Source organism: Streptomyces sp. NPDC008125 (assembly GCF_042957125.1).
GTDB lineage: Bacteria > Actinomycetota > Actinomycetes > Streptomycetales > Streptomycetaceae > Streptomyces.
This window is the reverse complement of sequence record NZ_JBIBHR010000021.1, coordinates 35,396-61,041: the sequence shown is the minus strand read 5'-3', so window position 1 is coordinate 61,041 and position 25,646 is coordinate 35,396. Positions and strand designations below refer to the sequence as shown.

General features: G+C 71.4%; 25 protein-coding genes. 13 read left to right on the top strand and 12 right to left on the bottom strand.

Going from position 1 to position 25,646, the window contains the following annotated elements:
• Window positions 1-3: 3 nt before the first annotated feature.
• The 3 genes from ACFZAX_RS29325 to ACFZAX_RS29315 form a co-directional block, all read right to left on the bottom strand.
• Window positions 4-765 carry a cytochrome c biogenesis protein CcdA gene (locus ACFZAX_RS29325; protein WP_390965312.1) on the bottom strand — a complete coding sequence of 254 codons (762 nt, stop codon included), beginning with the start codon at window positions 763-765 and terminating at the stop codon, window positions 4-6.
• Window positions 766-769: 4 nt separating this feature from the next.
• Window positions 770-1,381: a redoxin domain-containing protein gene (locus tag ACFZAX_RS29320; RefSeq protein ID WP_390965311.1), complete on the bottom strand. Its 612-nt coding sequence runs from the start codon at window positions 1,379-1,381 to the stop codon at window positions 770-772.
• Between the two features lie 67 nt (window positions 1,382-1,448).
• Complete coding sequence (locus tag ACFZAX_RS29315; protein ID WP_390965310.1) at window positions 1,449-2,750, bottom strand: hypothetical protein; 1,302 nt, start codon at window positions 2,748-2,750, stop codon at window positions 1,449-1,451.
• A 234-nt stretch (window positions 2,751-2,984) separates the two neighbouring features.
• Here ACFZAX_RS29315 and ACFZAX_RS29310 point away from each other — a divergent pair, with 234 nt between their 5' ends.
• From ACFZAX_RS29310 to ACFZAX_RS29300, 3 genes are all read left to right on the top strand, one after another.
• Window positions 2,985-3,488 carry a MarR family transcriptional regulator gene (locus tag ACFZAX_RS29310; protein WP_390965309.1) on the top strand — a complete coding sequence of 168 codons (504 nt, stop codon included), beginning with the start codon at window positions 2,985-2,987 and terminating at the stop codon, window positions 3,486-3,488.
• Between the two features lie 233 nt (window positions 3,489-3,721).
• Window positions 3,722-5,029 carry a SpoIIE family protein phosphatase gene (locus tag ACFZAX_RS29305; RefSeq protein WP_390965308.1) on the top strand — a complete coding sequence of 436 codons (1,308 nt, stop codon included), beginning with the start codon at window positions 3,722-3,724 and terminating at the stop codon, window positions 5,027-5,029.
• 192 nt (window positions 5,030-5,221) lie between these two features.
• Complete coding sequence (locus ACFZAX_RS29300) at window positions 5,222-6,403, top strand: SpoIIE family protein phosphatase (protein ID WP_390965307.1); 1,182 nt, start codon at window positions 5,222-5,224, stop codon at window positions 6,401-6,403.
• 87 nt (window positions 6,404-6,490) lie between these two features.
• Here the strand turns inward: ACFZAX_RS29300 and ACFZAX_RS29295 are convergent, their stop codons facing one another.
• The gene (locus ACFZAX_RS29295; protein WP_390965306.1) at window positions 6,491-7,183 is read right to left on the bottom strand and encodes a histidine phosphatase family protein; all 693 of its coding nucleotides are present in this window, start codon (window positions 7,181-7,183) and stop codon (window positions 6,491-6,493) included.
• The gene (gene hemL, locus ACFZAX_RS29290) at window positions 7,180-8,487 is read right to left on the bottom strand and encodes a glutamate-1-semialdehyde 2,1-aminomutase (RefSeq protein WP_390965305.1); all 1,308 of its coding nucleotides are present in this window, start codon (window positions 8,485-8,487) and stop codon (window positions 7,180-7,182) included. Before hemL ends, ACFZAX_RS29295 begins: the two co-directional genes overlap by 4 nt.
• A gap of 273 nt (window positions 8,488-8,760) precedes the next feature.
• On the opposite strand from hemL, the gene ACFZAX_RS29285 reads away from it, so the two are divergent.
• The 5 genes from ACFZAX_RS29285 to ACFZAX_RS29265 all read left to right on the top strand — a co-directional run bounded on the left by ACFZAX_RS29285 (window position 8,761) and on the right by ACFZAX_RS29265 (window position 11,714).
• Entirely contained in the window at window positions 8,761-8,934 is a 174-nt protein-coding gene (locus ACFZAX_RS29285; protein ID WP_390965399.1) for a hypothetical protein, read from the top strand.
• Entirely contained in the window at window positions 8,907-9,362 is a 456-nt protein-coding gene (locus ACFZAX_RS29280; RefSeq protein ID WP_390965391.1) for a hypothetical protein, read from the top strand. The genes ACFZAX_RS29285 and ACFZAX_RS29280 overlap by 28 nt, the downstream gene beginning before the upstream one ends.
• 310 nt (window positions 9,363-9,672) lie before the next feature.
• Window positions 9,673-9,969, top strand: a complete 297-nt coding sequence (locus ACFZAX_RS29275) for a hypothetical protein (RefSeq protein ID WP_390965304.1) — start codon at window positions 9,673-9,675, stop codon at window positions 9,967-9,969.
• A 60-nt stretch (window positions 9,970-10,029) separates the two neighbouring features.
• Window positions 10,030-10,797: a Mut7-C RNAse domain-containing protein gene (locus ACFZAX_RS29270; RefSeq protein ID WP_390965303.1), complete on the top strand. Its 768-nt coding sequence runs from the start codon at window positions 10,030-10,032 to the stop codon at window positions 10,795-10,797.
• Between the two features lie 158 nt (window positions 10,798-10,955).
• Complete coding sequence (locus ACFZAX_RS29265; RefSeq protein WP_390965301.1) at window positions 10,956-11,714, top strand: SDR family NAD(P)-dependent oxidoreductase; 759 nt, start codon at window positions 10,956-10,958, stop codon at window positions 11,712-11,714.
• Window positions 11,715-11,767: 53 nt separating this feature from the next.
• Here ACFZAX_RS29265 and ACFZAX_RS29260 read toward each other — a convergent pair whose 3' ends face one another.
• Window positions 11,768-12,961, bottom strand: coding sequence for an RtcB family protein (locus ACFZAX_RS29260; protein ID WP_390965300.1), 1,194 nt, complete (start codon window positions 12,959-12,961; stop codon window positions 11,768-11,770).
• 279 nt (window positions 12,962-13,240) lie between these two features.
• On the opposite strand from ACFZAX_RS29260, the gene ACFZAX_RS29255 reads away from it, so the two are divergent.
• Window positions 13,241-14,122, top strand: coding sequence for a DUF3558 domain-containing protein (locus ACFZAX_RS29255; RefSeq protein ID WP_390965299.1), 882 nt, complete (start codon window positions 13,241-13,243; stop codon window positions 14,120-14,122).
• A gap of 250 nt (window positions 14,123-14,372) precedes the next feature.
• Complete coding sequence (locus ACFZAX_RS29250; protein ID WP_390965298.1) at window positions 14,373-15,302, top strand: DUF3558 domain-containing protein; 930 nt, start codon at window positions 14,373-14,375, stop codon at window positions 15,300-15,302.
• 37 nt (window positions 15,303-15,339) lie between these two features.
• Here ACFZAX_RS29250 and ACFZAX_RS29245 read toward each other — a convergent pair whose 3' ends face one another.
• A complete protein-coding gene (locus ACFZAX_RS29245) occupies window positions 15,340-15,873 on the bottom strand; it encodes a hypothetical protein (RefSeq protein ID WP_390965297.1) in 534 nt (177 codons plus the stop codon).
• A gap of 322 nt (window positions 15,874-16,195) precedes the next feature.
• Here ACFZAX_RS29245 and ACFZAX_RS29240 point away from each other — a divergent pair, with 322 nt between their 5' ends.
• Complete coding sequence (locus ACFZAX_RS29240) at window positions 16,196-17,881, top strand: DUF2637 domain-containing protein (RefSeq protein WP_390965296.1); 1,686 nt, start codon at window positions 16,196-16,198, stop codon at window positions 17,879-17,881.
• Between the two features lie 246 nt (window positions 17,882-18,127).
• On the opposite strand, the gene lysS is transcribed toward ACFZAX_RS29240, so the two are convergent.
• Window positions 18,128-19,882 carry a lysine--tRNA ligase gene (gene lysS / locus ACFZAX_RS29235; RefSeq protein WP_390965295.1) on the bottom strand — a complete coding sequence of 585 codons (1,755 nt, stop codon included), beginning with the start codon at window positions 19,880-19,882 and terminating at the stop codon, window positions 18,128-18,130.
• A gap of 169 nt (window positions 19,883-20,051) precedes the next feature.
• Between lysS and argS the strand changes: the two genes are divergently transcribed.
• Window positions 20,052-21,830 (top strand): arginine--tRNA ligase, encoded by a 1,779-nt coding sequence (argS, locus tag ACFZAX_RS29230; RefSeq protein ID WP_390965294.1) that lies wholly within the window; start codon window positions 20,052-20,054, stop codon window positions 21,828-21,830.
• Between the two features lie 97 nt (window positions 21,831-21,927).
• On the opposite strand, the gene ACFZAX_RS29225 is transcribed toward argS, so the two are convergent.
• The 3 genes from ACFZAX_RS29225 to ACFZAX_RS29215 all read right to left on the bottom strand — a co-directional run bounded on the left by ACFZAX_RS29225 (window position 21,928) and on the right by ACFZAX_RS29215 (window position 24,230).
• The gene (locus tag ACFZAX_RS29225; RefSeq protein WP_390965293.1) at window positions 21,928-22,359 is read right to left on the bottom strand and encodes a hypothetical protein; all 432 of its coding nucleotides are present in this window, start codon (window positions 22,357-22,359) and stop codon (window positions 21,928-21,930) included.
• A gap of 127 nt (window positions 22,360-22,486) precedes the next feature.
• On the bottom strand, window positions 22,487-23,722 hold the full coding sequence (locus tag ACFZAX_RS29220) for a phospholipase D-like domain-containing protein (protein ID WP_390965292.1): 1,236 nt from the start codon (window positions 23,720-23,722) through the stop codon (window positions 22,487-22,489).
• 157 nt (window positions 23,723-23,879) lie between these two features.
• Window positions 23,880-24,230 (bottom strand): DoxX family protein, encoded by a 351-nt coding sequence (locus tag ACFZAX_RS29215; RefSeq protein ID WP_390965291.1) that lies wholly within the window; start codon window positions 24,228-24,230, stop codon window positions 23,880-23,882.
• 147 nt (window positions 24,231-24,377) lie between these two features.
• Between ACFZAX_RS29215 and ACFZAX_RS29210 the strand changes: the two genes are divergently transcribed.
• Window positions 24,378-24,689 (top strand): winged helix-turn-helix transcriptional regulator, encoded by a 312-nt coding sequence (locus ACFZAX_RS29210; protein ID WP_390965390.1) that lies wholly within the window; start codon window positions 24,378-24,380, stop codon window positions 24,687-24,689.
• A gap of 115 nt (window positions 24,690-24,804) precedes the next feature.
• On the opposite strand, the gene ACFZAX_RS29205 is transcribed toward ACFZAX_RS29210, so the two are convergent.
• Window positions 24,805-25,626, bottom strand: coding sequence for an inositol monophosphatase family protein (locus ACFZAX_RS29205; RefSeq protein WP_390965290.1), 822 nt, complete (start codon window positions 25,624-25,626; stop codon window positions 24,805-24,807).
• Between the last annotated feature and the right edge of the window lie 20 nt (window positions 25,627-25,646).

Genomic DNA, 25,646 nt, shown 5'->3' with positions numbered 1-25,646 from the left:
AACTCAGATCCCCACAGTGAAACCGTTGGACCAGCCCTGCACGTCCTGCATGAACGAGGCCCACAGCCCCGTCAGCAGCAGGATGCCGGTCGCGATCATCATGACGCCCCCGATGCGCATGACCCATGCGTAGTGGCGCTTGACCCAGCCGAACGCACCGAGCGCCTTGCGGAAGGCGACGGCGGCGAGGACGAACGGGACACCGAGTCCCAGACAGTACGCGACGGTCAGAAGTGCCCCGCGTTCGGCGGTGCCCTGGTCGAAGGCGAGCATGGACACCGCGCTCAGCGTCGGGCCGAGGCAGGGGGTCCACCCGATCCCGAAGAGGGCGCCCAGCAGCGGGGCTCCCAGCAGCCCGGTGACCGGTCTGCGGTGGATGCGGAACTCGCGCTGGGTCATCCACGGCATCAGCCCCATGAAGAAGACGCCCATGAGGATCATCAGCACGCCGAGGACCCGCTGGAGGGCCTCGCTGTGTTCCTGGAGGTTGCCGCCGAAGTAGCCGAAGAGCGCCCCGCCCGACACGAACACGGCGGTGAAGCCGAGCACGAAGAGGGAGGCGCCGCCGACGATCCGGCCCCGCCGGGCGTTCGCCAGGTCGGTGCCGCTGATGCCGGTGACGTAGCTCAGGTAGCCGGGGACCAGCGGCAGGACGCAGGGCGAGAAGAACGACACGAGACCGCCGAGGAGCGCGATCGGCACGGCGGCCAGCAGCGCACCGTTGACGACCGTCTCGTTGTACGTGGCGGCGGCGAGGGTGGTCACCGGGTCACTTCTCCGCGATCAGCGGGTCGATCATCTTGTGCAGCTGTTCCGCGTCGAGCGCCTGGAGGGTGCGGGCGGCGATGCGTCCCTCGCGGTCGATGACCACGGTCGACGGGATGGTCTGCGGGTTCAGGGTGCCCTTGGGGAAGCGGAGGATGAGCTTGCCCACCGGGTCGTAGAGGCTCGGATAGGCGATGCCCGCGTCCGCCTCGAAGTTCAGGGCGGCGTCCTTCTGCGTGTCGCGGGTGTTGATCCCGACGAACTGGACGCCCTGGCCCGCGGTCTCCTTGGAGACGGCGGCGAAGTGCTTCGCCTCCGCGCGGCAGGGGCCGCACCACGATCCCCAGACGTTGACGACGACGACCTTGCCCTTGTAGGCGGCGACGTCGAGCTTCTTGCCCTCCAGCGTGCTGCCTTCGAGCTCCGGGGCGGCCCGGCGGTCCTTCAGGGCCACGGTCGAGATGCCGCCGCCGCCGGTGACGAAGTTGGTGTCACCGCCCCCGCCCGACTTGATGTCGTCCCCGCCGCACGCGGACAGGGTCAGGGCACCGGCCACGACGGCGGTCGTGGCGGCGAGCAGGGTGAAGCGGCGTCGGGGTGCGCGGCCATGGCTCATGTGAAAAGTTTCGCATGGCAGATCCGGGGATCTTGGGCACCCCCCTCGGTGCCCGTAAAGCCCCTTGTCAGGCCTGCTTAAAGAAAGCGTTCCAGCCACCGGCGGGGGCCTGACCGACCTCCAGTGTACGGAGCTTCGCCAGAACTTCCGGGTCCTGGACGTCCAGCCAGTCCACGAACTGGCGGAACGAGACGAGCCGTACGTCCGGCTGTCCGGCCACCTCCTTGATCACTTCCTCCACGGCGTCCATGTAGATACCGCCGTTCCACTCCTCGAAGTGATTGCCGATGAAGAACGGTGCGCGATTCGATGCGTACGCCCTGTGGAATCCGGCGAGATAGGAGCCGGTCGCCTGTTCACGCCAGTCCGGATAGCGCGAGGGCATGCCCCGGGTCGAGTTCTGCGACTGGTTGGCGAGGATGTTGTAGTCCATGGAGAGAACTTCGAAGGTGTGGCCGGGGAACGGCATTCCCTGGAGCGGGAGATCCCACACGCCGAGTCGCTTCTCCGGCCACCTCTGCACCCCGCCCGGCGAACTCGCGTCGTAGCGCCAGCCGAGCCTGCTCGCGGTCGGCAGCAGGTTCTCCTGCCCGAGAAGGCAGGGGGTACGTCCGCCGGTGAGTTCCTTCCGGTAGTCGAAAGGCAGCGGTTCGACGTTCTCCCAGCCACTGTTGGTGCGCCATTGCGTCACGAAGGAGACGGCCTGATTGATCTCGCTGTGCCACTGCGCGGGGGTCCAGTTCTCCACCGACCCTCCACCGGCGCAGAAATGACCGTTGAAGTGGGTGCCGATCTCGTGGCCGTCGAGCCACGCCTCGCGCACGTAGCGCAGCGTCTGCCTGACGTGGTCGTCGGTGAGGTAACCGATGTCCGAGGCCCCGCGCGGATTGTTGGGCGGCTGGTAGAGCGATTTCTTCGACTCGGGCAGCAGGTAGATACCGGAGAGGAAGAAGGTCATCGCGGCGTCGTGTTCCCGGGCGAGTTCCAGAAAGCGCGGGAAAAGGCCGTTGCCGACCTCGCCCGCCCCGTCCCAGGAGAAAATCACGAACTGCGGGGGCGTCTGGCCCGGTTCGAGCGGGACGGGTGCGTCCGGCTGTTTCGGCTGCTTTCCGGTGTCGGAGGTGGAACCGTCCCCGATCAGGCGTACACCGCTGTTCGCGGGCCCCTTGCCGTGCTCCTTCCCTCCGCCGTGCGCGCCGTGGTCGGGAGCTGTACCGGCGGCACCCCCGGAGCTCCCCCCGGGGCCCCGGTGCGCCCCGCTCCCGGAACCGAGTGAGCCGCAGCCCGCGATTCCCGCGGCGGCTGCGGCTCCCAGACCCGCTCCCAGCAGTCCCCTCCGGTTGATGTTGTTCGCATGCTTCTGGTTCACGTCCACGTCCCCATCGGCGGTCGTTTTGTCTCATGCTCATACAAACTGCCCATGGCTGAGATGAAAGGAGCGACGCGATGGTTCCTACGATTATCTGATTTTCACCACACGACCGGACCCTCACCGGTTCTCCACAAGCGCTCCGCTTTCACGGGACGGCCCTGACGTCTTTCGGCCATCCGCCCGGGGGCGCGCGGGCTGACAACCGCGCCACAGGGGTGGCACAGTGGAGCGATGTTCCCGCGCCGGCCGTCGTCCCCCCAAGAAGTGGCCCGTACCGCGTCCGAGGTGACGAATCTGCTCGCGGTCCTCTGGGGAAGAGCCCAGGCCAACACCCCGACGGGCCCCACCTCCCCGTCCCAGCTGCGCGCACTGCTGGCGATCGAGCGCCGGGAGGGTGGCAACATGCGGGCCCTGGGCGAGGCGCTGGGGTCGACCCCGCCCGCGACGAGCCGACTCTGCGACCGGCTGGAAGCCGCGGGCCTCGTCGAGCGCCGCCTCAGCCCGGCCAGCCGCCGGGAGATAGAACTCCACCTCAGCCGGCCCGGCCGGGCCCTGCTGGACGAGATCAGGGCCGGCCAGGTGCGGGAGGTGTCCCTGGTGCTCGCGGCGATGGAGCCCGAGGCGGCCGAAGCACTGCGCGAGGGCCTCGCGGCGTTCCGGGACGCCGCGACCGAGGTCATCGACGGGGAGAGATACGAGCCCGACGAACCCGCCTGGCTGGCCAGCCTCGCCTGAGACCACCGGGGCCGCCCGACCCGGTCCGGCACACCCTCCCCGCCCGTCGCGAGAGCGCAGCGAGCCCGCGACCAGCACGCAGAGAATGCGCCGATTCACCCCACACCGTCCCAGCCTGGGATGTTTCCTTCCTGCAATTGTTGTCAGTGAACAACTATTACCTCTAGTCTCGTCGCGGTCGCATCGTGCGGCCCCATGGCCGGCCGGTCCATGGTGAGAGGAGGCACAGCGCCTTGGGCACCCTGCCCCCCACCGTCCTCGCACCCCGTGACGGCAGTTCCTCCGAGCCGTCGCGCACCGGCACCGCCGCGCCCCGTACCGCGGCCGTCCCCGCCGGCCGTACCGGCGAGGCCCCGGGCTTCGACCTGTGGAGTGGCGACGGGCCCAGCGTCCTGCTGATCGAGGACGACGCCGGGGACGCCCTGCTGGTCGAGGAGATGGTCGCCGACAGCGGCGTGGCCATCGACCTGTCCTGGGCGCGGACTCTCGCGGAGGCGCTCGACTCCCTCGACCGGGACACCCCCCAGTGCGTCCTGCTCGACCTCCACCTGCCCGACTCCCAGGGACTCGGCGCCCTGGAGACGATCCTCTCCCGCTCGCCGGACACGGCCGTCGTCGTCCTGACCGGGCTCGCCCAGGAGGACTCCGGGCTCGCCGCGGTCTCCGGCGGCGCCCAGGACTACCTGATCAAGGGCCGCCTCGACGGCGAGCTCTTCGTACGGGCCATCCGCTACGCGATCCAGCGCAAGCGCGCCGAGCGCGCCGCCGCCGACCTGCGGGAGAGCCGGCTGCTGGCCGCGGAGAACAGCCGGGTCGAACGCGGCCTGCTGCCCACCCCGCTGCTCATCGACGACACCGCCCAGGTCTGCTCCCGCTACCGCCCCGGGCGCGCGCAGACCCTGCTCGGCGGCGACTTCTACGACGTCGTCCAGACACCCGACGGCACCACGCACGCGGTCGTCGGCGACGTCTCCGGCCACGGCCCCGACGAGGCCGCCCTCGGGGTGTGCCTGCGGGTCGCGTGGCGCTCCTTCATCCTCTCCGGAGCGCGCGGCCAACGGCTGCTGGACCTGCTCGAACAGATGCTGGTCGCCGAGCGTTCCGGGCCCGAGATCTTCGCTACCCTCACCACGCTCAGCCGGGCGGTCGGCACTCCGCACGTGGAGGTCATGCGCGCCGGGCACCCGGGGCTCCTGGTGCGTCCGCCGGACGGCCCGGTCCGCCTGGAGGAGGTGCCGGGCGGCCCCGTGCTGGGCCTGCTGCCCGGCCGCGCGCACTGGCCGGTGACCGTGCTGGAGGCGCCCCGGGGGACGCGGCTCGCGCTCTTCACCGACGGGCTCATCGAGGGCCGCACCGGCACGGGGTACGAACGCCTCGGTGAGGAGGGCCTCGTGAAGATCGCACGGGAGTACGCCCACCACCTCCCGGCCGACGACTTCGTGGACGCGGTCATCCAGCGGTGCGAGGACCTCGCCGCCGACAGCGGCGGACTCGCCGACGACGTGGCCGTACTCCACCTCGGCTGGACGGACACCGTGTGAGGGCGGCGCCCGTACCGGCAACGCTCCGCCCCGCCCGTACCCGCTGACGCCGGCTCCGGCCGCCACTCCCTCCCCGCTCCGCCGTCGGAGGGGCGCGGCGCGAAGGGCCCGGCACCGGCCCGTCGGGCACCCCCCGGTCCCGTTACCCTGCTCGCCCCCGAGCAGCATCCTGGTGAAGAAAGCCGACCAACTGTGACGAACTACCTGGCCGTGGAACGCGCTCTGCGTACCGCCGCGCCGCACGCCCTGGTGGAGGCCGCGCGCGTCGCACTCGCCGAGCACTACGGCGCCACGGACGTCGAGCTGCTGATGGCCGACTACAGCCTGACGGTGCTCCAGCCGGTCGACGCCCCGGCCCGCCCGGAGGGCCCGGTGCCGGTGAACGGCAGCCCCGAGGGCCGCGCCTTCGGCAGCCAGACGCCGTACGAGCGCACCGCGCCGGGGCCGGACGACGCGGTCGTGCTGCACCTGCCGGTGGCCGTCCGGGGCGACCGCCTCGGCGTCCTCGACGTGACGCTCCCCCGGCACCGGCGCACGACCGGCGCCGTCCACGACCTCACCGAGATCGCCCAGCTTCTCGGCCACGAGATCATCGTCGCCGAGCGGGACACCGACCTCTATCTGCGGGCCCGCCGGGTCAACCGGCTGACCCTCGCCGCCGAGATGCAGTGGCAGCTGCTGCCCGCCCGGGCGTGTGCGCGGCCCGAGTACGCCATAGGCGCCCAGCTGGAACCGGCGTACGCCATCCACGGCGACAACTTCGACTGGTCCACCACCGCCGACACCCTCACCCTCACCGTCACCAACGGCATGGGCGAGGGCATCGAGGCGTCGCTCCTCACCAACCTGGCCGTGAACGCCCTGCGCAACGCCCGCCGGGCCGGGATCGGCATGGCGGACCAGGCGGCCCTCGCGGACCAGGCGCTGTACGCGCAGTACCGGGGCGCGTCCCACGTGTCGACGCTGCTGCTCACCTTCGATCTCACCACCGGCAACGCCCAGGTGGTGGACGCCGGTTCGCCGCAGCTCTGGCGCCGGCGCGGCCGGACCGTCGAACGCATCGATCTGGAGGCGCAGCTCCCGCTCGGCATGTTCGACGAGACCGCCTACGTCGTCCAGGAGTTCCAGGTGCTGCCGGGCGACCGCCTGGTCTTCGTCAGCGACGGGGTCTACGCGGCGGGCAACCGTGCCGGAGAGCCGTACGGCGAACGGGCGCTGACCCGGGCCATCCAAGCCGCCGGTCTGCTGCACGCCCCGTCCGTACCGAGGGCCATCCTGCGGGCCCTGGCCGAACACCGCGACGCGGAGCCGGAGGACGACGCACTGGTCGTCTGCCTCGACTGGTTCGGCGCGAAGGGCGGCCCCGAGGGCTGACCGGCTCCGCCAGGAACGAACGATCCCGGGGGCGGGCCACCTGCCGTGGCCCGCCCCCGGGATCAGCGCTCTCAGGTGCGTACGTCCTCAGGCGCCGAACGCCTTCGACTTGCCCTTCACCGGCTTCGCCCCGGCGCGCAGGTGCGCGGGCACCAGATCGCGGGCGGGCTCGGAGTAGCCGACCGAGACGATCTTGTCGCCCTGGTAGGTGAAGCTGGTCAGCGAGGCGAGGGTGCACTGCCGCTTGCGCGGGTCGTGCCAGAGCCGGCGGCGCTCCACGAAGCTGCGCACGATCCAGATCGGCAGCTGGTGGCTGACGCAGACCGCCTCGTGCCCCCGTGCCGCGTCGCGCGCGGCGTCCAGGGCCCCCATCATCCGTACGACCTGCTCGACGTACGGCTCGCCCCAGGAGGGCTTGAACGGGTTGGTGAGGTGCTTCCAGTTGTCCGGGTTGCGCAGCGCGCCGTCACCGACGCCGAAGGTCTTGCCCTCGAAGACGTTGGCGGCCTCGATCAGCCGCGCGTCGGTGGCGAGGTCGAGCCCGTGCGCCTTGGCGATCGGGGTCGCGGTCTCCTGGGCGCGCTCCAGCGGGGAGGCGACGACGTGGCGGACGTCGCGCCGCTCCAGGTGCTCGGCGACCCGGTCGGCCATCTTCCGGCCCAGTTCGGAGAGGTGGTACCCGGACTTGCGCCCGTAGAGCACGCCCTCCGGGTTGTGCACCTCGCCGTGGCGCATCAGGTGGACGACGGTGATGTCCTGGGCGGAACCGTTCTCGCTCATGCGGTGGCCTCCGAGGCGGCGCGGGCGGCGGCGGGCAGGGCGTCGGCGACGCGCTCGACGGCCCGGGAGTCGTGGGCGGTGGAGACGAACCAGGACTCGAACGCCGAGGGGGGCAGGTAGACGCCCTGGGACAGCATCGAGTGGAAGAAGGCGGTGTAGCGGAACGCCTCCTGCTTCTTCGCGTCCGCGTAGTTCCGGACCGGCCCGTCGGTGAAGAACACGGAGAACATGTTGCTCGCCGTGGACACGTGGTGCGCCACGCCCTCCTTGCTGAGCGCGCCGCTGACCAGGCCCTGGAGCTCGGCGGAGACCGCGTCCACCTTCGCGTACGCGGCGTCGTCGAGCAGCCGCAGCTGCGCGAGGCCGGCGGCGGTGGCGATCGGGTTCCCGGAGAGGGTGCCCGCCTGGTAGACCGGACCGGCCGGGGCGAGGTACGCCATGACGTCGGCGCGTCCGCCGAAGGCCGCGGCCGGGAAGCCGCCGCCCATGACCTTGCCGAAGGTCATCAGGTCGGGGCGGACGCCGTCGATGCCGTACCAGCCGGCCTTCGAGGTGCGGAACCCGGTCATGACCTCGTCGGAGATGAAGAGGGCACCCTCGGCGGCGCACAGCTCCTTCAGCCCGGCGTTGAAGCCGTCCACCGGCCGGACGACGCCCATGTTGCCCGCGGCGGCCTCGGTGATCACACAGGCGATCTCGCCGGGGTGCGCGGCGAAGGCGGCGCGGACGGCCTCCAGGTCGTTGTACGGCAGCACCAGGGTGTCTCCGGCCTGCGCGCCGGTCACCCCAGGGGTGTCGGGCAGCGCGAAGGTGGCGACACCGGAGCCGGCGGCGGCCAGCAGCGCGTCGACGTGGCCGTGGTAGCAGCCGGCGAACTTCACGACCTTGGCCCGGCCGGTGAAGCCGCGCGCCAGCCGGATCGCGGACATGGTCGCCTCGGTGCCGGACGAGACCAGGCGCACCTGCTCGACGGGCTCGACGCGGTCCACCATCGCCTCGGCGAGCGCGACCTCGCCCTCACCCGGCGTACCGAAGGAGGTGCCGCGGGCGACCGCCGCCTGCACGGCGCCGATGACCTCGGGGTGAGCGTGGCCGAGAATCATCGGCCCCCACGAGCAGACGAGGTCGACGTACTCGCGGCCGTCGGCGTCGGTGAGGTACGGACCGGTGCCGGACACCATGAACCGGGGCGTACCGCCTACGGCGTTGAAGGCGCGCACCGGCGAGTTCACGCCACCGGGCGTCACGACGGACGCGCGGTCGAAGAGCGACTGTGAAACTGGGGCTTCGTATGAATACGCCACTTTGGTCCTGATCTGCGATTCGGGGGGTCGGAGGGCTGGTGGGGACATCGCGGCCACCGGTGAGCAAGGAGCGCGCACTCCTCGTATCACGAAAGGGCGTCAGCCCCCTCGCGTCTGCGAAACTGGGGCGTCATGGGGAAAGCTCACACATGCCATGGTGTCAGAGGCGCGCGCGGACTCGCAGGCAGGTGTTTCGCCGCACGCCTGGTGGGGAGGTCACTGACACGATGATCGGGTTGCGCGGTGGGGCTGTGTCTCCTAAGAAGTAGTCGGGTGGATGAAATATGCATCGCGGTGGCGGAGTGGGCGAAGGCACTGACGGCCTGGGGCCCGAGCCTGCCCGGCGTGGGCGTCACCGGCGTGATGCTGAACGCGTACAGGGCAGCAGACCGGCACCGGATGCCGGCAGCGGTCCCGGGATCAGGAGCGGTGGCCGGGTGGGGGTGACCTACAAGTACTTCGGCGCCCCGGACGGGGCGACCGCCGCACGCGTGCCCATCTCGATGCGCCCGGAGGAGCTGGGCGGCGACGAGCTGGGCATGGGGGGCATGTTCACCAAGATCAAGCCGGAGACGGTGGCCGCCATGGTCCTCACCGGTATACAGGGGATCCCACTGCACCAGGTCCCGCCGCTGGAGCTCGTCGTCCTCCACCCCGACTACGCCGTGGTGAAGCTGCCGATGACGGTGGTCGACCCCCTGCGTGAGGTGGGCGAGGAGACGGTGGGCGCGGCGGCCTTCATATGGTCGACCGTCCCCGACCGGGGCGGCCCGCGCGACGCCTTCAACGTCTACCGGCTCCTCCACGAGTGGCAGGACTTCTCCGTCCGCCTGCACGACGCGGGCCACCAGGCGTACTGCCTGGTGTGGCCCTGACGCACGAGACGCACCGCACGCACGCACCGCACGCGCGCACGAGAAGTACGAGGCGCACGCACGAAGCGCACCGCACGCACGCACGAGGCGCCCCGCACGCCGGAAGCCCGCACGCACGCACCACCATCGCGCCGAGCGACCTGCCGGACGCATGCGACGCTCACGCGCACGCCGGGGTACACCGGAGCGCGGCCGCGTGCCCTGCGCATCCATCAGTAGTCATCCGGCCATTCATTGGCCGAAGAACGATCTCCAGTCGGGCCCCGGAACCTGCCGACACAAGAGGACATCCGCTGTAGGAGGTCCCGCCGTGGGCGCTGTGCTGCCGATCCTGTCCGTCCCCGCCGTGGCCCTCGCCAGTGGCGCGTACGCCGTCGCCGCGAGCTGGTGGCGCCGACGCCACCCGGCCCCGCCCTCCCCGTACACCCGCCAGGCGCTCCGGCTCGCCGAGGAGCGGATGCTGGTCACGGCGGAGGAGATCCTCGCCGACGCGTACGCCGCGTTCGGGCCGCTCTACACCCCGTACGTCCCGGGCGCGGACACCCACGGGGCCGACCCGGGCGCGCGGACCTCGGCCCGCAGCTCCGGCTCGGCCCCGCAGGTCTGACGTCGGCACCCGAACGGAAACGCCTCGCTCCACCGCCCTCCCCGGTGACATCCTGAGCCCGTGACCAAGCCTTCCGCGCCCAGGCCGCCCGTGGCCAAGCAGCAGATCACCGTCGAAGTCGCCCCCGAGCTGCGGTTGTTCGTCGCGCACGAGCGGCGGAAGGGGGTGACCGCGCTGGTGACGGACGGGGTGTCGACCCTCGGGCACGTCGTGGAGTCGCTCGGCGTGCCGCTCACCGAGGCGGGGGCGCTGGTGGTGGACGGGGCGGAGGTGGCGGTGTCGCACGTTCCGCGGTCCGGGGAGCACCTGGCCGTCGGCGCGGTGGAGCGTCCGCAGCGGGTGCCGGGGGCGCCGTTGCGCTTCCTGCTGGACGTCCATCTGGGCACGCTGGCCCGGCGGTTGCGGCTGCTGGGCGTCGACGCGGCGTACGAGAGCGAGGACATCGGCGATCCCGCCCTGGCGGCGCTCTCCGCGCGTGAGCGGCGGGTGATGCTCTCGCGGGACCGGGGGCTGCTGCGGAGGCGGGAGCTGTGGGCGGGGGCGTACGTCTACAGCGACCGGCCCGAGGAGCAGCTCCGGGACGTGCTGGGGCGCTTCGCGCCGGTCCTGGTGCCGTGGTCGCGCTGCACCGCGTGCAACGGGACGCTGCGGGAGGCCGACAAGGACGCGGTGGCCGACCGGCTGAAGCACGGTACGCAGGCGGCGTACGACGTGTTCGCGCAGTGCACGGTGTGCGAGCGGGTGTACTGGCGGGGCGCGCACCACGGGCATCTGGAGACGGTGGTCGCCGACGCGCTGCGCGAGTTCGGCGGGCCGGACGCCGCCTGAGGGCCCGGGCCCTTCGATCCGGCCCGGTCCAGCCGCGGGCCCGGGGTCCTGCCCGGTCCAGCCGCGGGCCCGGGGTCCTGCCCGGTCCAGCCGCAGGCCCGGGGTCCGCGTCTGCCTATCCTGGCCCGGTACCGGTCACCTGTCCGAGGGAGTTCGTCATGGCCGCCACCCCGATCGCCGTCATCACCGGTGCGAGCAGCGGCATCGGTGCCGCGACCGCCCGCCGGCTCGCCGCCGAGGGCTACCGCGTGGTGCTCACCGCGCGCCGCAAGGACCGCATCGAGGCGCTGGCCGAGGAGATCAACGCGGCGGGTCACCAGGCCGCCGCGTACGCCCTTGACGTCACCGACCGCGCGGCGGTCGACGAGTTCGCCACCGCGTTCCGCTCGCTCGCGGTCCTGGTCAACAACGCGGGCGGCGCGCTCGGCGCGGACCCGGTCGCCACCGGGGACCCGGCGGACTGGCGCCAGATGTTCGAGACGAACGTCGTCGGCACGCTCAACATCACCCAGGCCCTGCTGCCGGCCCTCACCGCGAGCGGCGACGGCACGGTCGTGGTGCTGACCTCGACGGCGGGCCACGGGACGTACGAGGGCGGCGCGGGCTATGTCGCGGCCAAGCACGGTGAGCACGTGCTCGCCGAGACGCTGCGGCTGGAGATCGTCGGGACGCCGGTCCGGGTCATCGAGATCGCGCCCGGCATGGTGAAGACCGACGAGTTCGCCACCAACCGGTTCCGGGGCGACAAGGAGAAGGCCGCCAAGGTGTACGCGGGCGTCGACGCGCCGCTCACCGCCGAGGACGTGGCCGACACCGTCGGCTGGGCCGTGACGCGCCCCAGCCACGTCAACGTCGACCTTCTCGTGGTCCGTCCGCGCGCCCAGGCGTCCAACACCAAGGTCCACCGCACGCTCTGAGCGGCGCCCGCGCGCCCACAGGCCCGGTCCGGCCCGTGGGCGCGTTTCCCGTCTCAGCCCTTCACGCAGACCAGCTGCTTCAGCTTGGCGACGACTTCCACCAGGTCCCGCTGCTGGTCGATGACCTTCTCGATCGGCTTGTACGCGCCCGGGATCTCGTCCACCACGCCGGAGTCCTTGCGGCACTCGACGCCACGCGTCTGCTCCTCCAGGTCCTTGGTGGTGAACCGGCGCTTCGCGGCCATCCGGCTCATCCGGCGGCCCGCACCGTGCGAGGCGGAGTTGAAGGACTTCTCGTTGCCGAGGCCCTTCACGATGTACGAGCCGGTGCCCATGGACCCGGGGATGATCCCGTACTCGCCGGAGCCTGCCCGGATCGCGCCCTTCCGGGTGACCAGCAGGTCCATGCCGTCGTACCGCTCCTCGGACACGTAGTTGTGGTGGCAGGAGATGACCGGCTCGAAGGTGACCTTCGCCTTCCGGAACTCCTTGCGGACCACGTCCTGGAAGAGCCCCATCATGACCGCCCGGTTGAACTTGGCGTACTCCTGCGCCCAGAACAGGTCGTTGCGGTAGGCGGCCATCTGCGGGGTGTCCGCGACGAAGACCGCGAGGTCGCGGTCGACGAGGCCCTGGTTGTGCGGGAGGCTCTGGGCGATGCCGATGTGGTGGTCGGCCAGTTCGTTGCCGATGTTGCGCGAACCGGAGTGCAGCATCAGCCAGACCGAGCCCGCCTCGTCGAGGCAGAACTCGATGAAGTGATTGCCGCCGCCGAGCGTGCCCATCTGCCGCACCGCCCGCTGCTGGCGGAACTTGACCTCTTCGGCGATCCCGCCGAACCGGGTCCAGAAGTCGTCCCAGCCGGCCGCACCCGTCCCCGGAAGCCGGGCCGGGTCCACCAGCTCCTCGTGCATCCCGCGCCCGACCGGAATGGCCTCCTCGATGCGCGAACGCAGCCGGGAGAGGTCGCCGGGCAGGTCGTTCGCGGTGAGAGAGGTCCTGACGGCGGACATGCCGCAGCCGATGTCCACCCCGACGGCGGCGGGGCAGACCGCGCCGTGCATGGCGATCACCGAGCCGACCGTCGCCCCCTTGCCGAAGTGGACGTCGGGCATCACGGCGAGGCCCTTGATCCACGGCAGGGTCGCGACGTTGCGCAGCTGCTGCATCGCGACGTCCTCGACCGACGCGGGGTCGGTCCACATCCGGATCGGTACCTGCGCTCCTGGCATCTCGACGTACGACATGGACCCTCGATTTCCCCCGACAAGAATGTGCAGGACGGACAGCTGGACAGACAACGACTGGACAAACAACAGGACGGCAACAGGACGGGCGACAGGACAGACAGCCGAAGAGGCCCGAAAGGACCCAAAAGACTTAAAGCGCAAAACCGGTGCCAAGGTCGGCAAACGTCTCGGCCGACCGGCATTCACCGCCGCACGTGCGATACACATTGTGTCCACCGGCCGCCGTAGTGCGGCAACTCGTTTTCGTACCGAAGGGGGCCTGGGACCTTGCGACCCATGGCGTACGTTCCCGGCATCGCGCTTCTCGCGGCGCTCGTCGCCGGCTGCACCGGGGGCTCGGGCACCGAGGACGCCACCGCCGACGCGAAGCCCGGCGCCCCGACCGTCTCCGTCGCACCCCCGGGCAAGTACCAGACCCTGCCGGAAGCCTGCCGGTCCGTGAGCGTGAACACGCTCAAGCAGCTCCTGCCGGGCGTGGCGGACCTCCCGGAGGACCAGCGGGAGCGGGCGTACGAGGGCCGGGCGTCGGTCACGTACGACACCGACCGCAAGGTGGGGTGCACCTGGCAGGCGCGGACCTCCGATTCGACCCGCACCCTGGTGGTCGACTTCGAGCGGGTCGTCTCCTACGACCCCTCCGTGAGCGACGAGGACAGCGCCGCCACCGTGTACGGGAAGAAGGCGGAGGCGGCCGGGCTGCCCGCGCCCTCCCTCTCCTCGTCCCCTTCGACGGACGACTCGGCGGACCCCTCGGCGGACCCCTCCGCCGACGCCTCGGCGGATCCCTCGGCGGATCCGGCCGCGTCCGACGGGACGGGGGTGGCCCCGCAGGGCTCCACGTCCCCGGCGGCAACCGCGTCACCGGCCCCGAACGGGAGCGACAGCGATGGCGACGACGGCACGAACGCCTCCGCCGAACGTGCGCCCCGGACGCTGAACAACATCGGAAATGCCGCATTCCTGAATGATTCGCTCGAAAGCGGAGATTCAGCGGCGCAGCGTCGCACCGTCAGCGTGGTCTTCCGCACATCGAACGTGGTCGTGACCGTCCGGTACGCCGAGCAGGCGGCCGACGCCGACGACGTGCCCGAGAGTGCGGAACTCCAGGAGAAGGCCCAGGCACTGGCGCGCGGGCTGGACGAGAACATCAACGAATAGACCGCTGCGACGGGCGCCGGCAGGACCCTCACCGGGGCCGTCACGGGTCGCCGCCGCGACCACGCGGGTTCCGCGTCCGTCGTACGGTGGCTCCTCGGAACACGCACCCGCACCACCGCCCGCCCGACCGACCGCCGCACGGCGCCCGCCCGAAAGCCGAGCACGAACGCCCGCACGGCTGAACACCGGCCCGACCGCACGACCGCGATCGCCGTCCCGTCCCGTCCCGTCCCGTCCGAGTGAAGGAACCATGCACCGATCAGCTCCGCGACTGTCCCGCATACTCCTCTGCGCCGCCGTCCCGGTGATGCTCGTCGCCGCCGGCTGCTCGTCGGACTCCGGCGACGACGCGAAGGAGAAGGGCGCCGGCTCCACCGCCTCCGGCTCGTCGAGCGCCGGCGCCTCCGCCTCACCGACCCCCACCGTGGAGCCGGCGAAGTTCGCCGGGCTGCCCGACCCGTGCAAGGCGCTCTCCGCGAAGACGGTCAAGAAGCTCGTCCCGTCCGTGAAGAAGGCCGGCGGCACCGTGGGCAAGTCCTCCGACGACGACGCCCGGGGCAGCTGCTCCTGGAACGGCCTGGACGACAAGGGCGTCAAGGGCTCCGTCTACCACTGGCTGGACCTCGGCTTCGTCCGGTACGACTCCGACGAGGCCCTCGGCAGCGGCGCCGACCGGGCGACCACCGACTTCACCAAGTCGGTCGCCAAGGCGCAGGCGGTCGACGGCGCCAAGAAGCTGGAGACCTCGCCCGTCTCCGGCGTCGGCGACCAGGCGACCGCCGTCACGTACACCCTGAACAAGACGAGCGAGGACTTCTCCTACGCCGCGGTCGTCGTGCGTACGGCCAACGTCGTCGTCTCGGTGAACTACAACGGCACCGGCTACGCGGGTGCCAAGGCCCCGTCCGCCGCGGACATCCTGGCGGGCGCGCAGACCGCGGCGAAGGAGGCCGTGGCGGCCGTCGGCGGTGCGGGCGGCACCACCACGGACGGTTCGCCGAGCCCGAGCGCCACCACGAGCTCCAGCCCGAAGACCAGCAGCAGCAAGAGCAGCAGCGACGAGAGCGACAGCCCGAAGACGAGCAGCAGCAAGAGCGCCGCCTCGGACTCCGGTTCCGACTCGGATTCCGACTCGGGCGCCACCGCGAAGGCGACGCCCAAGGCGACGAAGAAGTCCTGACGCGACGAAGAAGTCCTGACGCCCGGACGGCGTCCGGTCAGGACATCTCGCGGGTCCCACTCCGGGGTCCGGCTGCTTTCCGAGGGCCGGGCCCCGGAGGTGTGTCCGGGCGCCCACCGGCGAGCATGGTGCGCATCGGCTCGTCCCACCGCACCACGTGCGGCGCCGTGCGCTCCGTGAGGGCGGCGACCAGGCGTCGCCGGTCGCCCGGGGAGACGAACGCCATGCTGAACGACGTACGGGTCGCGCCGATGCCCTCGAACCTCAGCACCTCCACGGCACGCTTCTTGCCCGGCGGACGCCCGCCGGACACCGAACGCAGCCGGTTGAGACGGAAGGAGACGGTCCGCAGGGGCTGCCGCACGGTGACGGTGGAGGAGGTGACGGTGACGGCGCTTCTGCGGACGGCCATCAGGACGGCGGGGAACAGCACCGCCCCGCCGCCGAAAAGCCACCAGTGCAACGCCTCGCCGCTCACGAACGCCTTGAACGCCTCGATCACGACGGGGACGACGGTGGGGGCCATCGCGCGGCGGGTATGGGGGCGTACGGAGACGATGTCCGAGGTCATGGGTCATCACCAGGCTTGCTCGTAGGGGCCGAACCCGGCCAGGAGGGGCGCCGAGAGGGCCACGGGCGCCCTGTCGCGGGCTCAGCGTAGAAGCGGGAAGGGCCGATCCCGTCGGCCGGTCCCAAGTCGTGACCGAAAATCGCCCCCGGGCCAACGTCCCAGCCCAGTGCCCCCTTTGCGGAATCCATGACTCCCCTCGGAACCCCCTCCGGGCGGTCCTCCCGGCCTCCCCGCGCATCACGACTCGTACACATGTGCCAGGCTGACCCCTGCCGGATGTCGGAAGCCGGGCGGAGAACAGAGGTCGGGGAGGGGATCGCGGGTGGCCGCGATGCAGCTCACACGCACGCACCGGGTACTCATCGGGCTCGTCGTCGCAGGAGCGGTGGTCATCGCCGCGATCGGGTTCGCGGGCTCGTACGCAGCCGTGCGCGAACTGGCCCTGGAGAAGGGTTTCGGGAACTTCTCCCTGGTGTTCCCGATCGGCATCGACGCGGGCATCTGCGTACTGCTGGCGCTGGACCTGTTGTTGACGTGGATGCGCATCCCGTTCCCGCTGCTGCGCCAGACCGCGTGGCTGCTGACGGCCGCGACCATCGCGTTCAACGGCGCCGCCGCCTGGCCCGATCCGCTCGGCACCGGCATGCACGCGGTGATCCCGATTCTCTTCGTCGTCGCCGTCGAGGCCGCCCGCCACGCGGTGGGCCGGATCGCCGACATCACCGCCGACAAGCACATGGAGGGCGTGCGCCTCACGCGCTGGCTGCTCTCCCCCGTACCGACGTTCAAGCTGTGGCGGCGCATGAAGCTCTGGGAGCTGCGCAGCTACGAGCAGGTCATCAAGCTCGAACAGGACCGGCTGGTCTACCAGGCCCGGCTGCAGGCCCGCTTCGGCCGGAGCTGGCGGCGCAAGGCCCCGGTCGAGGCGCTGATGCCGCTGCGGCTCGCCAAGTTCGGGGTACCGCTCGCCGAGACCGCCCCGGCCGGGCTCGCGGCGGCCGGGATCGAGCCCGTGCTGCTGCCGCCCGCGCCGAAGCCCGAACTCGCCCCCTACCAGGGGGAGCAGGACCGCCGGCAGCAGGGCGACCAGGACCGCCGGGGTGCGGAGCACGCGCAGGACGTGGAGCACCGGCAGGGCGGGGCACCCCACCCGCAGCAGCGCGACTTCCCGCCGCGCGCGTCCCTCCCCCAGCAGCGGCGGCGGAACTCCGGTGCCCAGGACGGGCCCACCCGGAACGGGTACGCACCGGACGGGTACGCACAGAACGGGTACGCACAGAACGGGTACGCACAGAACGGATTCGCACCGGACGGGTACGCCCCCGAGGACGTCCCGCCGGACGCGTATCCGCAGGACCCGTACCCCCAGGGGCCGTACCCGCAGGATACCCAGCAGCAGGATCGCGGCGACTGGGCACCGGAGGACCCCGACCCGGACGCGCGGATCAGCCCGTGGTTCGCGGGGGCGGGGCAGTCGGCGGACCAGCCGTACCAGGGCGACTACGACCCCTTCTACGAGGACACCTTCGAGCGCACGCCCGCCCAGGTGCCTTCGGGCGCCGGTGGCCGTACCCGCCCGCTCGGCAACGTGGGCACCATCGGCGCCGTCCCGCACCCGCGCGCCGGGCAGCAGGAGCCCGGACAGCAGCCGGAGGCCGGTCCGCAGGGCGGCTCGCAGGCCGACGAGGACGCGCGGGAGGCGGTCCAGGAGGCCGAGGAGACCGTGCGGGAGGCCGAGCGCGAGGCCAACGAGCAGGCGGAGCGGGCCGCACGCGTCACCACCGAGGCGGAGAACGCGGAGGACGCCGAGTACGCCGAGATCGCGTACCAGGTCTTCCGGACGTTCGTGCAGACCAACAGCGGTTACCCGAGCGTCGACGTCCTCGGCATCCACCTCGCCGACGGCCACAACGTCCAGCACCCGCGCAGCGCAGCCCTGTTGCGTCGCCTGATGCCGGAGTTCAAGCAGCGGTTCGACGCGGAGCTCGCGGCGGACCACATCGCCTGAGCCGAAACTGACGTCGGGCGTCGGGCGTCGGGCGTCGGGCGTCGGTCTCAGCCTCTGCGGCGCCGGGCGAACGTCGCACCGCGCGTGCGCTCCGCCCTCTCCGTGGCAGACGCCCGCGGTGATCACCGTGCCAACGGGGGTCCCGCACCCGAATCCGTAAAAAACACGCGCACCCGTAAGAAAAAGGGGCCGCCGCCCGGATCTCTCCGGACGGCGGCCCCTCTTTTCGCGTCCCGCTCCGTGCGCCTACGCCCCGAGCAGCGCCCGCACCCGGTCCGCGCCGACGGCGAGGAGCAGGGTGGGCAGGCGCGGGCCGGTGTCCCGGCTGACGAGCAGCCGGTAGAGCAGCGCGAAGAACGACCGCTGGGCCACCTTGAGTTCGGGCGTCGGCTTGGCCTCCGGCTCAAGACCGGCGAGCACCTTCGGCACGCCGTAGACGAGCGTGGTGAGCCCGTCCAGCGACCAGTGGCTGTCCAGGCCCTCGACCAGCAGGCGCAGCGACTCGCGACCCTGCTCGTCGAGGGAGCCGAGGAGTTCGGCGTCCGGCTCGGTGCGGACGACGGTGCGGGCCTCGGCCGGGACCTGGGTGGTGATCCAGTTCTCGGCGCGGTCCAGGCGGGGGCGCACCGCGTCGAGCGAGGTGAGCGGGTTCTCCGGGTCGAGCTCGCCGAGGATGCGCAGCGTCTGGTCGTCGGCGCCGGCGGTGATGTCGGCGACGGAGGCCAGCGTGCGGTACGGCAGCGGGCGCGGGGTGCTCGGCAGCTCACCGGCGGCCGTGCGGACGGCCCGGCCGTGGGCGGCGACGTCCGCCGGGAGCGCGGTGCCCTCGGCGACCTTGCGCTCCAGGGAGTCCCACTCGTCGTAGAGCCGGTTGATCTCCTGGTCGAAGGCGATCTTGAAGGACTGGTTGGGCCTGCGGCGCGCGTACAGCCAGCGCAGCAGCGGAGCTTCCATGATCTTCAGGGCGTCGGCCGGGGTCGGCACCCCACCCTTGGAGGAGGACATCTTCGCCATGCCGGAGATGCCGACGAAGGCGTACATCGGGCCGATCGGCTGGACGCCGTCGAAGACCTCGCGAACGATCTGGCCGCCGACGACGAACGACGAGCCCGGCGAGGAGTGGTCCACACCGCTGGGCTCGAAGATCACACCCTCGTAGGCCCAGCGCATCGGCCAGTCGACCTTCCAGACCAGCTTGCCGCGGTTGAACTCGTTGAGCCGCACGGTCTCGGCGAAGCCGCACTCCGAGCAGGTGTAGTTCAGCTCGGTGGTGTCGTCGTCGTAGGAGGTGACGACGGTGAAGTCCTTGCCGCAGTTGCCGCAGTACGGCTTGTACGGGAAGTACCCGGCGGAGCTGCCGCCGCCGTCGTCCTCGTCCGCCGCGCCGGAGCCCTCGGCGGCCTCCAGCTCGGCCTCGTCGACCTTCTTCTGCTGCTGCTTGCCCTTGCCCGCGGCGGCCGGGTCCTTCTTCGTCCGGTAGCGGTCGAGGACGGCGTCGATGTCCGCGCGGTGCTTCATCGCGTGCAGGACCTGCTCGCGGTAGACGCCCGCGGTGTACTGCTCGGTCTGGCTGATCGGGTCGTACTCGACGCCCAGCTCGGCCAGCGCCTCGGTCATGGCGGCCTTGAAGTGCTCGGCCCAGTTCGGGTACGCGGATCCGGCGGGGGCGGGCACCGAGGTCAGCGGCTTGCCGATGTGCTCGGCCCAGGACGCGTCGATGCCGGGGACGCCGTTCGGGACCTTGCGGTACCGGTCGTAGTCGTCCCACGAGATCAGGTGGCGGACCTCGTACCCGCGGCGGCGGATCTCGTCGGCGACCAGGTGCGGGGTCATGACCTCGCGGAGGTTGCCGAGGTGGATCGGGCCGGACGGGGACAGGCCGGACGCGACGACGACCGGTTTGCCAGGCGCACGACGCTCCGATTCGGCGATGACATCGTCCGCGAAGCGGGAGACCCAGTCGGTCTCGGTGCTTGTCTGACTCTCGGCCACGGTCGGCACGCCCTTCTCTCGTACAGGAATCTTTCGGGGGCCCTGTCATTCTCCCAGGTACAGGGCGGAGCGCGAAAATGGCTTGGTGAGCACGCTCGAAATGGCTTTGCGAACGCGCTCACCGCCCGTGGGATACTTGGGGAAACCCATTACCCCCTACGGAAACGGCAGCCGGCACATGGCCTCGGTCCCTTCCCTCGCTTCCACACTCCAGCAGCAGCTGGCGGACGCCCTGACGGCAGCTCTGCCGGACGCCGGCGCCGCCGACCCGCTGCTGCGACGAAGCGACCGGGCCGACTTCCAGGCCAACGGCATCCTGGCGCTGGCCAAGAAGCTCAAGGGCAACCCCCGTGAGCTGGCCTCGCAGGTCACGGCCGCGATCCCGGCGGGCGAGCTGATCAAGGAGATCGAGGTCTCCGGACCCGGCTTCCTCAACATCACCCTCACCGACCGGGCGATCCTCCGGACGCTCGCCGAGCGGGCCGCCGACACGGAGGGCCGCCTGGGCGTGCCGTCCGCGCCGGACGCGGGGACGACGGTCGTCGACTACGCCCAGCCGAACGTCGCCAAGGAGATGCACGTCGGCCACCTGCGGTCGGCGGTCATCGGCGACGCGATGGTGCGCATCCTGGAGTTCACCGGCGAGTCCGTGGTGCGGCGCCACCACATCGGCGACTGGGGCACCCAGTTCGGCATGCTCATCCAGTACCTCGTCGAGCACCCGGACCAGCTGGGCCACGAGAGCGCCGACGCCGCCTCGGCGGGCGAGGCCGCGATGTCCTCGCTGAACCGGCTCTACAAGGCGTCCCGCGCGCTCTTCGACTCCGACGAGGAGTTCAAGGCCCGCGCCCGGGACCGGGTGGTCGCGCTCCAGGCCGGTGACCCGGAGACGCTCGCCATGTGGCAGCGGTTCGTGGACGAGTCGAAGGTCTACTTCTACTCCGTCTTCGACAAGCTCGACATGGAGATCTCCGACCCGGACATCGTCGGCGAGTCGGGCTACAACGACATGCTGGAGGAGACCTGCCGCATCCTGGAGGAGACCGGCGTCGCCGTGCGCTCCGAGGGCGCGCTCTGCGTCTTCTTCGAGGACGTGAAGGGCCCGGACGGCAACCAGGTCCCGCTGATCGTCAAGAAGACCAACGGCGGTTACGGCTACGCGGCGACCGACCTCTCCGCGATCCGCGACCGGGTGCAGAACCTCAAGGCGAACACCCTGCTGTACGTGGTGGACGCCCGGCAGTCGCTGCACTTCAAGATGGTCTTCGAGACCGCCCGCCGGGCCGGCTGGCTCGGCGAGGACGTCAAGGCGCACCAGCTGGCCTTCGGCACGGTCCTCGGCAAGGACGGCAAGCCGTTCAAGACCCGTGAGGGCGTCACCGTCCGGCTGGAGGACCTCCTCGACGAGGCGGTCTCCCGGGCGACGGCCGTGGTGCGGGAGAAGGCCGAGAAGGTGGGCCTCTCCGAGGAGGAGATCGTCGAGAACGGCCGGTACGTCGGCATCGGCGCGGTGAAGTACGCCGACCTGTCCACGTCCGCCGTGCGCGACTACAAGTTCGACCTGGACCAGATGGTCTCGCTCAACGGCGACACCTCGGTCTACCTCCAGTACGCCTACGCCCGTATCCGCTCGATCCTCCGCAAGGCCGGCGACGCGAAGCCCGCCGCCCACCCGGAGCTGGAGCTGGCCCCGGCGGAGCGCGCGCTCGGCCTGCACCTGGACCGGTTCGGCGAGACCCTGGACGAGGTCGCGGCGGGGTACGAGCCCCACAAGCTGGCCGCGTACCTCTACCAGCTCGCCTCGCACCTGACGACCTTCTACGACCAGTGCCAGGTCCTCAGCGACGACAACGCCCCCGAGGTCGTCGAGAACCGGCTCTTCCTCGTGGAGCTGACCGCCCGCACCCTGCACACGGGCATGGAGCTGCTGGGCATCCGGACGCCCGAGCGCCTCTGACGGCGGTGCGCGCCTGACGCAGGGAGTAGGCCCGGCGGATCTTCCCGATCCGTCGGGCCTACTCCCTGCGCGCGTCCGTACGCGTACGGCCTGGCGGCTACTGCGGCCGCCCCAGCGCCCACCCCGACACGTCGGCGAGCCGCCCGCGCCAGAGCGGCAGCAGCACCGGGCTGACCCCGCCGACGCTCAGGGTGACGTCCCGCAGGTGGATCCAGCGCGGCAGCCCGGGGTCCTCCTCGGCGCCGAACTCGCTCAGCCCCTGGTCGACGGATTCCGGGAACTCCGCGAGGAGGTTCGCCCCCTCGCCCTCCACCTGGCGCAGGCTCCGCGCCCACTCCGCCTTCCACTCCTCGTGGCCGATCAGGTCCCCGTGCAGGACCCCGCCGGAGAGGGTGAGGGTCAGCGGCAGGCTGGAGCGGAGTTCGCGGTCGAGGAGCTGGATCAGCAGCTGGAGCTGGAGATCGGGCACGGGTTCGGTGATCACCGCCGCCGTCGTCGTTTCCCGTGAAGTGTCGGCGAACGCGCTCATGGGCCTCTCCCTTCAGGTGACGTACGGCCCGGGGGCGGGGCGGGCAGTGCCCCGGTCGGACCCGGCCGTACGGCGGCTGGGGCCTTTCATGTGCCCCGCGCGGCCCACGCCACACCTCGGGGCGGGCTCAGAGGAATCGGCGGATCGGGTACACCGAGGCCTCGCGGGCCCTCTGCATCAGCGAGCGGCGGCGCCAGCGGCGGCCGTCGATCAGCACGCTCGCCGCGCGGTCCTGCTCGAAGTGGCCGTCGAGCACGGCGGTGAACTCCGGGTCCAGCACGGCGAGCATCACCTCCTCGTCGTGGTCGAGGGAGCGCCGGTTGAAGTTGGTGGAGCCGATGAGGGCGGCGACCCGGTCCACGGTGAGGGTCTTGGTGTGCATCATCGTCGGCTGGTACTGGTGGATCTTCACCCCGCACGCCGTGAGGTCCTCGTAGAACCGCTGCCCCGCGAGCTGGCAGACCCGCTTGTCGGTGTACGGGCCGGGGAGCAGGATCTCCACCTCGACGCCCCGGCGGGCGGTGGCGCAGAGCAGCTCGGTGAAGAACTCGTCGGGTGCGAAGTACGCGGTGGTGAGGCGGACGCGCTCCTCGGCGGACTCCAGGACCACACGGATCAGGGTCTGCATGTCCTGCCAGCCGAAGCTGGCGGAGCCGCGTACCACCTGCACGATCGCGTCGCCCTCGGGAGCGCCCGGTACGAACCGGTCCTCGGCGTCGAAGAGCTCCTCGTGGCACTCGGCCCAGTTCTGCGCGAACGCGGCGGCCAGCCCGTCGACGGCGGGCCCGCGCAGCCGCACGTGGGTGTCGCGCCACTCGTGCTCGTTGCGGGCGTCGCCGCACCACTCCTCGGCTATCCCGACCCCGCCGGTGAAGGCGGTGCGCTCGTCCACGATGAGCACCTTGCGGTGGCAGCGGTGGTTCTGCTTGAGCGGCGAGAGGTAGAGCGGCTTGCGGAACCAGGCGACGTGCACGCCCGCGTCGCTCATCATCGCCAGCTGGTCCTTCTCGATGAGCCGGCTGCCGAACCCGTCGAGCAGCAGCCGCACCCGCACCCCGGCCCGCGCGCGTTCGGAGAGCGCCTCGGCGAACTTCTCGGCGATCTCCCCCCGCCAGTACACGAAGGTCATCATGTCCACGGTGTGCTCGGCCGCCCGTATCGCCCCGAGCATCGCGCCGAATATCTCGTCGCCGTTGCGGAGCGGTACCAGCTCGTTCCCCTCGGTGGCGGCGATCCCGATGAGCCGTTCCAGCCGCCGTCTGAGGCGCTGGACGCGCTCTGCGGAGAGCTCTGGGTCGATCGTGCCGACGGGGTCGGCCGCGCCGCTGCCGGAGGGCGCGGCGTCGAGCGTGCTGCTGGTCATGGATCACCTTCCGGAGGGCGGGAGCGGCGGGGGCGGCAGGGTTACGGTGCCGGGCCGCCGTCGGGCGGTCGGCCGTCGTTCCGGATGCCCGGGATGGGGCGGGTCACTCCCGAATTCCCGAACGGCTCGGGGAGGCCCGCAGGACCGACGCGGCGGGTCAGAGGGTCGCGGCGCGCAGCAGGATCAGGGCGACGGAGGCCACGGTGAGGACGGCCGCAGGAAGCGCCCCCTTGTGGTCGCCGACCCGCAGGTGGAAGGCGACGGCCCCGGCGAAGTAGAGCGTCAGGCCGATGGCGGCGGCGATTCCGAGAGGTGCCCACCAAAGTCCGGCGATCGCACCGGCCGCGCCCGCCACCTGGGCGGCGATCAGGAACGTCATCAGGCCCATCGGCACTCCGAGAGTGGTCATCTGCTCGGTGATGTGGCGCGTTCGCAGGGATTTGGCTCCGGCCGATATCAGAAGTACCGCCGACATGAGCGCAGTTGTGACGACCAGGGAGATGAACACGGGAAACCTCGATCATGCGGGAGGCGAACAGGAGGCGTGCGCACCTCACCGACGATAGGCAGCCGTCAGGAACCTCCGGGTAACCTTCGAGACGTGAGCCTGCGCCCCGGAAACATCTTCCTCGCCGACTGCCCCGCTCTCCTTGCGATGGAGATCATCGCGAGCAAGTGGTCCATGGTCACGCTCTTCGCGCTGACCGACGGCCCTCTGCGCCACGGCGAATTGGTCGAACTGAGCGGTGGGATCTCGCGCAAGGTACTGACCCAGACGCTTCGCCGCCTCCAGGCGAACGGACTCGTCGAACGCCACGCGTACGCCGAGGCTCCGCCGCGCGTGGAGTACAGCCTGACCGATCTCGGGCGGACTCTGGAGGAGCCCATCAGAATGCTCACCGCATGGGCGCGGGAGAACGGCGAGGCGGTCGTCGCCCATCGGGAAGCGGGCGAGGCCACCGAGTAGGTCCGTGGCCCGCGCCTGCGGGCTCGAGGCGGGCCATGTGCACCACTCCCGGGGGGGGGCATGATGTCCGGGCACTGCCGCCCGTGCGCGCTCCGCATCCGTCGTCCGAACCCGCTCAGCCCCTGATCATCGCGATCAGCCGCCCGTGCGTCTCCGCGTCGGCGGCCACCACGAGCCCCCGGGCCCCCGGGCCGAGCGGGGCGCCGTCGAGGTCGGTGACCACGCAGCCGGCGGCACGGCAGAGGGCGATCCCGGCGGCGAAGTGGACGCTCCCGGTCAGGTCGCCGCCGTCGGTGACGTACGCGGCGCGCCTGCCGGCCGCGACCCAGGCCACCGCCAGCGTGGAGGACACCACTCTGGGCCGGAACTCCCGGGCGAAATCGGGGTGAGCCAGCAGGTCAACCCCCCGGAATCCGGGCGCGTTCGGGAACGGCGGGTCCAGGTTGACGTCCACCAGCCGGGTGGCCGAAGACGGTTGCAGCGGGGTGTCGGCACCGTCGCGCCGCCCCCAGGCGCTCCGGCCGTCGGTGTGGAACAGCTCTTCGCCGAACGGGTCCGCCACCGCCGCCACCCAGCCGGACGGAGCCGCACCGCCCGAATTTCCGCCCGACATCGCCACGTTGACGGCCACCACCAGGGTCCCGGCCGCGTAGTTGAGCGTGCCGCACAGGGGGTCCACCAGCCACCGGCGTACGGCGTCGGCCGCGCCCTGCTGCCCGCCCTCCTCACCGAGCACCGCGTCGTGGGGCCGGGCGGTACGGATCACGTCGAGGATCGCGCGTTCCGCCTCCAGGTCTGCGGTGGTCGCGAAGTCCCCGCCGCCCTTGTCGACACGGGCGAGGCGGCGGCCGTACAGGGCGCGCACGACCCGCGCACCGGCCTCCGCCCCGGCTGCGGCGATCCCGGCGTCCTCGGATGCTGCGTACGAGTCGGTCATGCCGGGCAGGTTAACGGGCC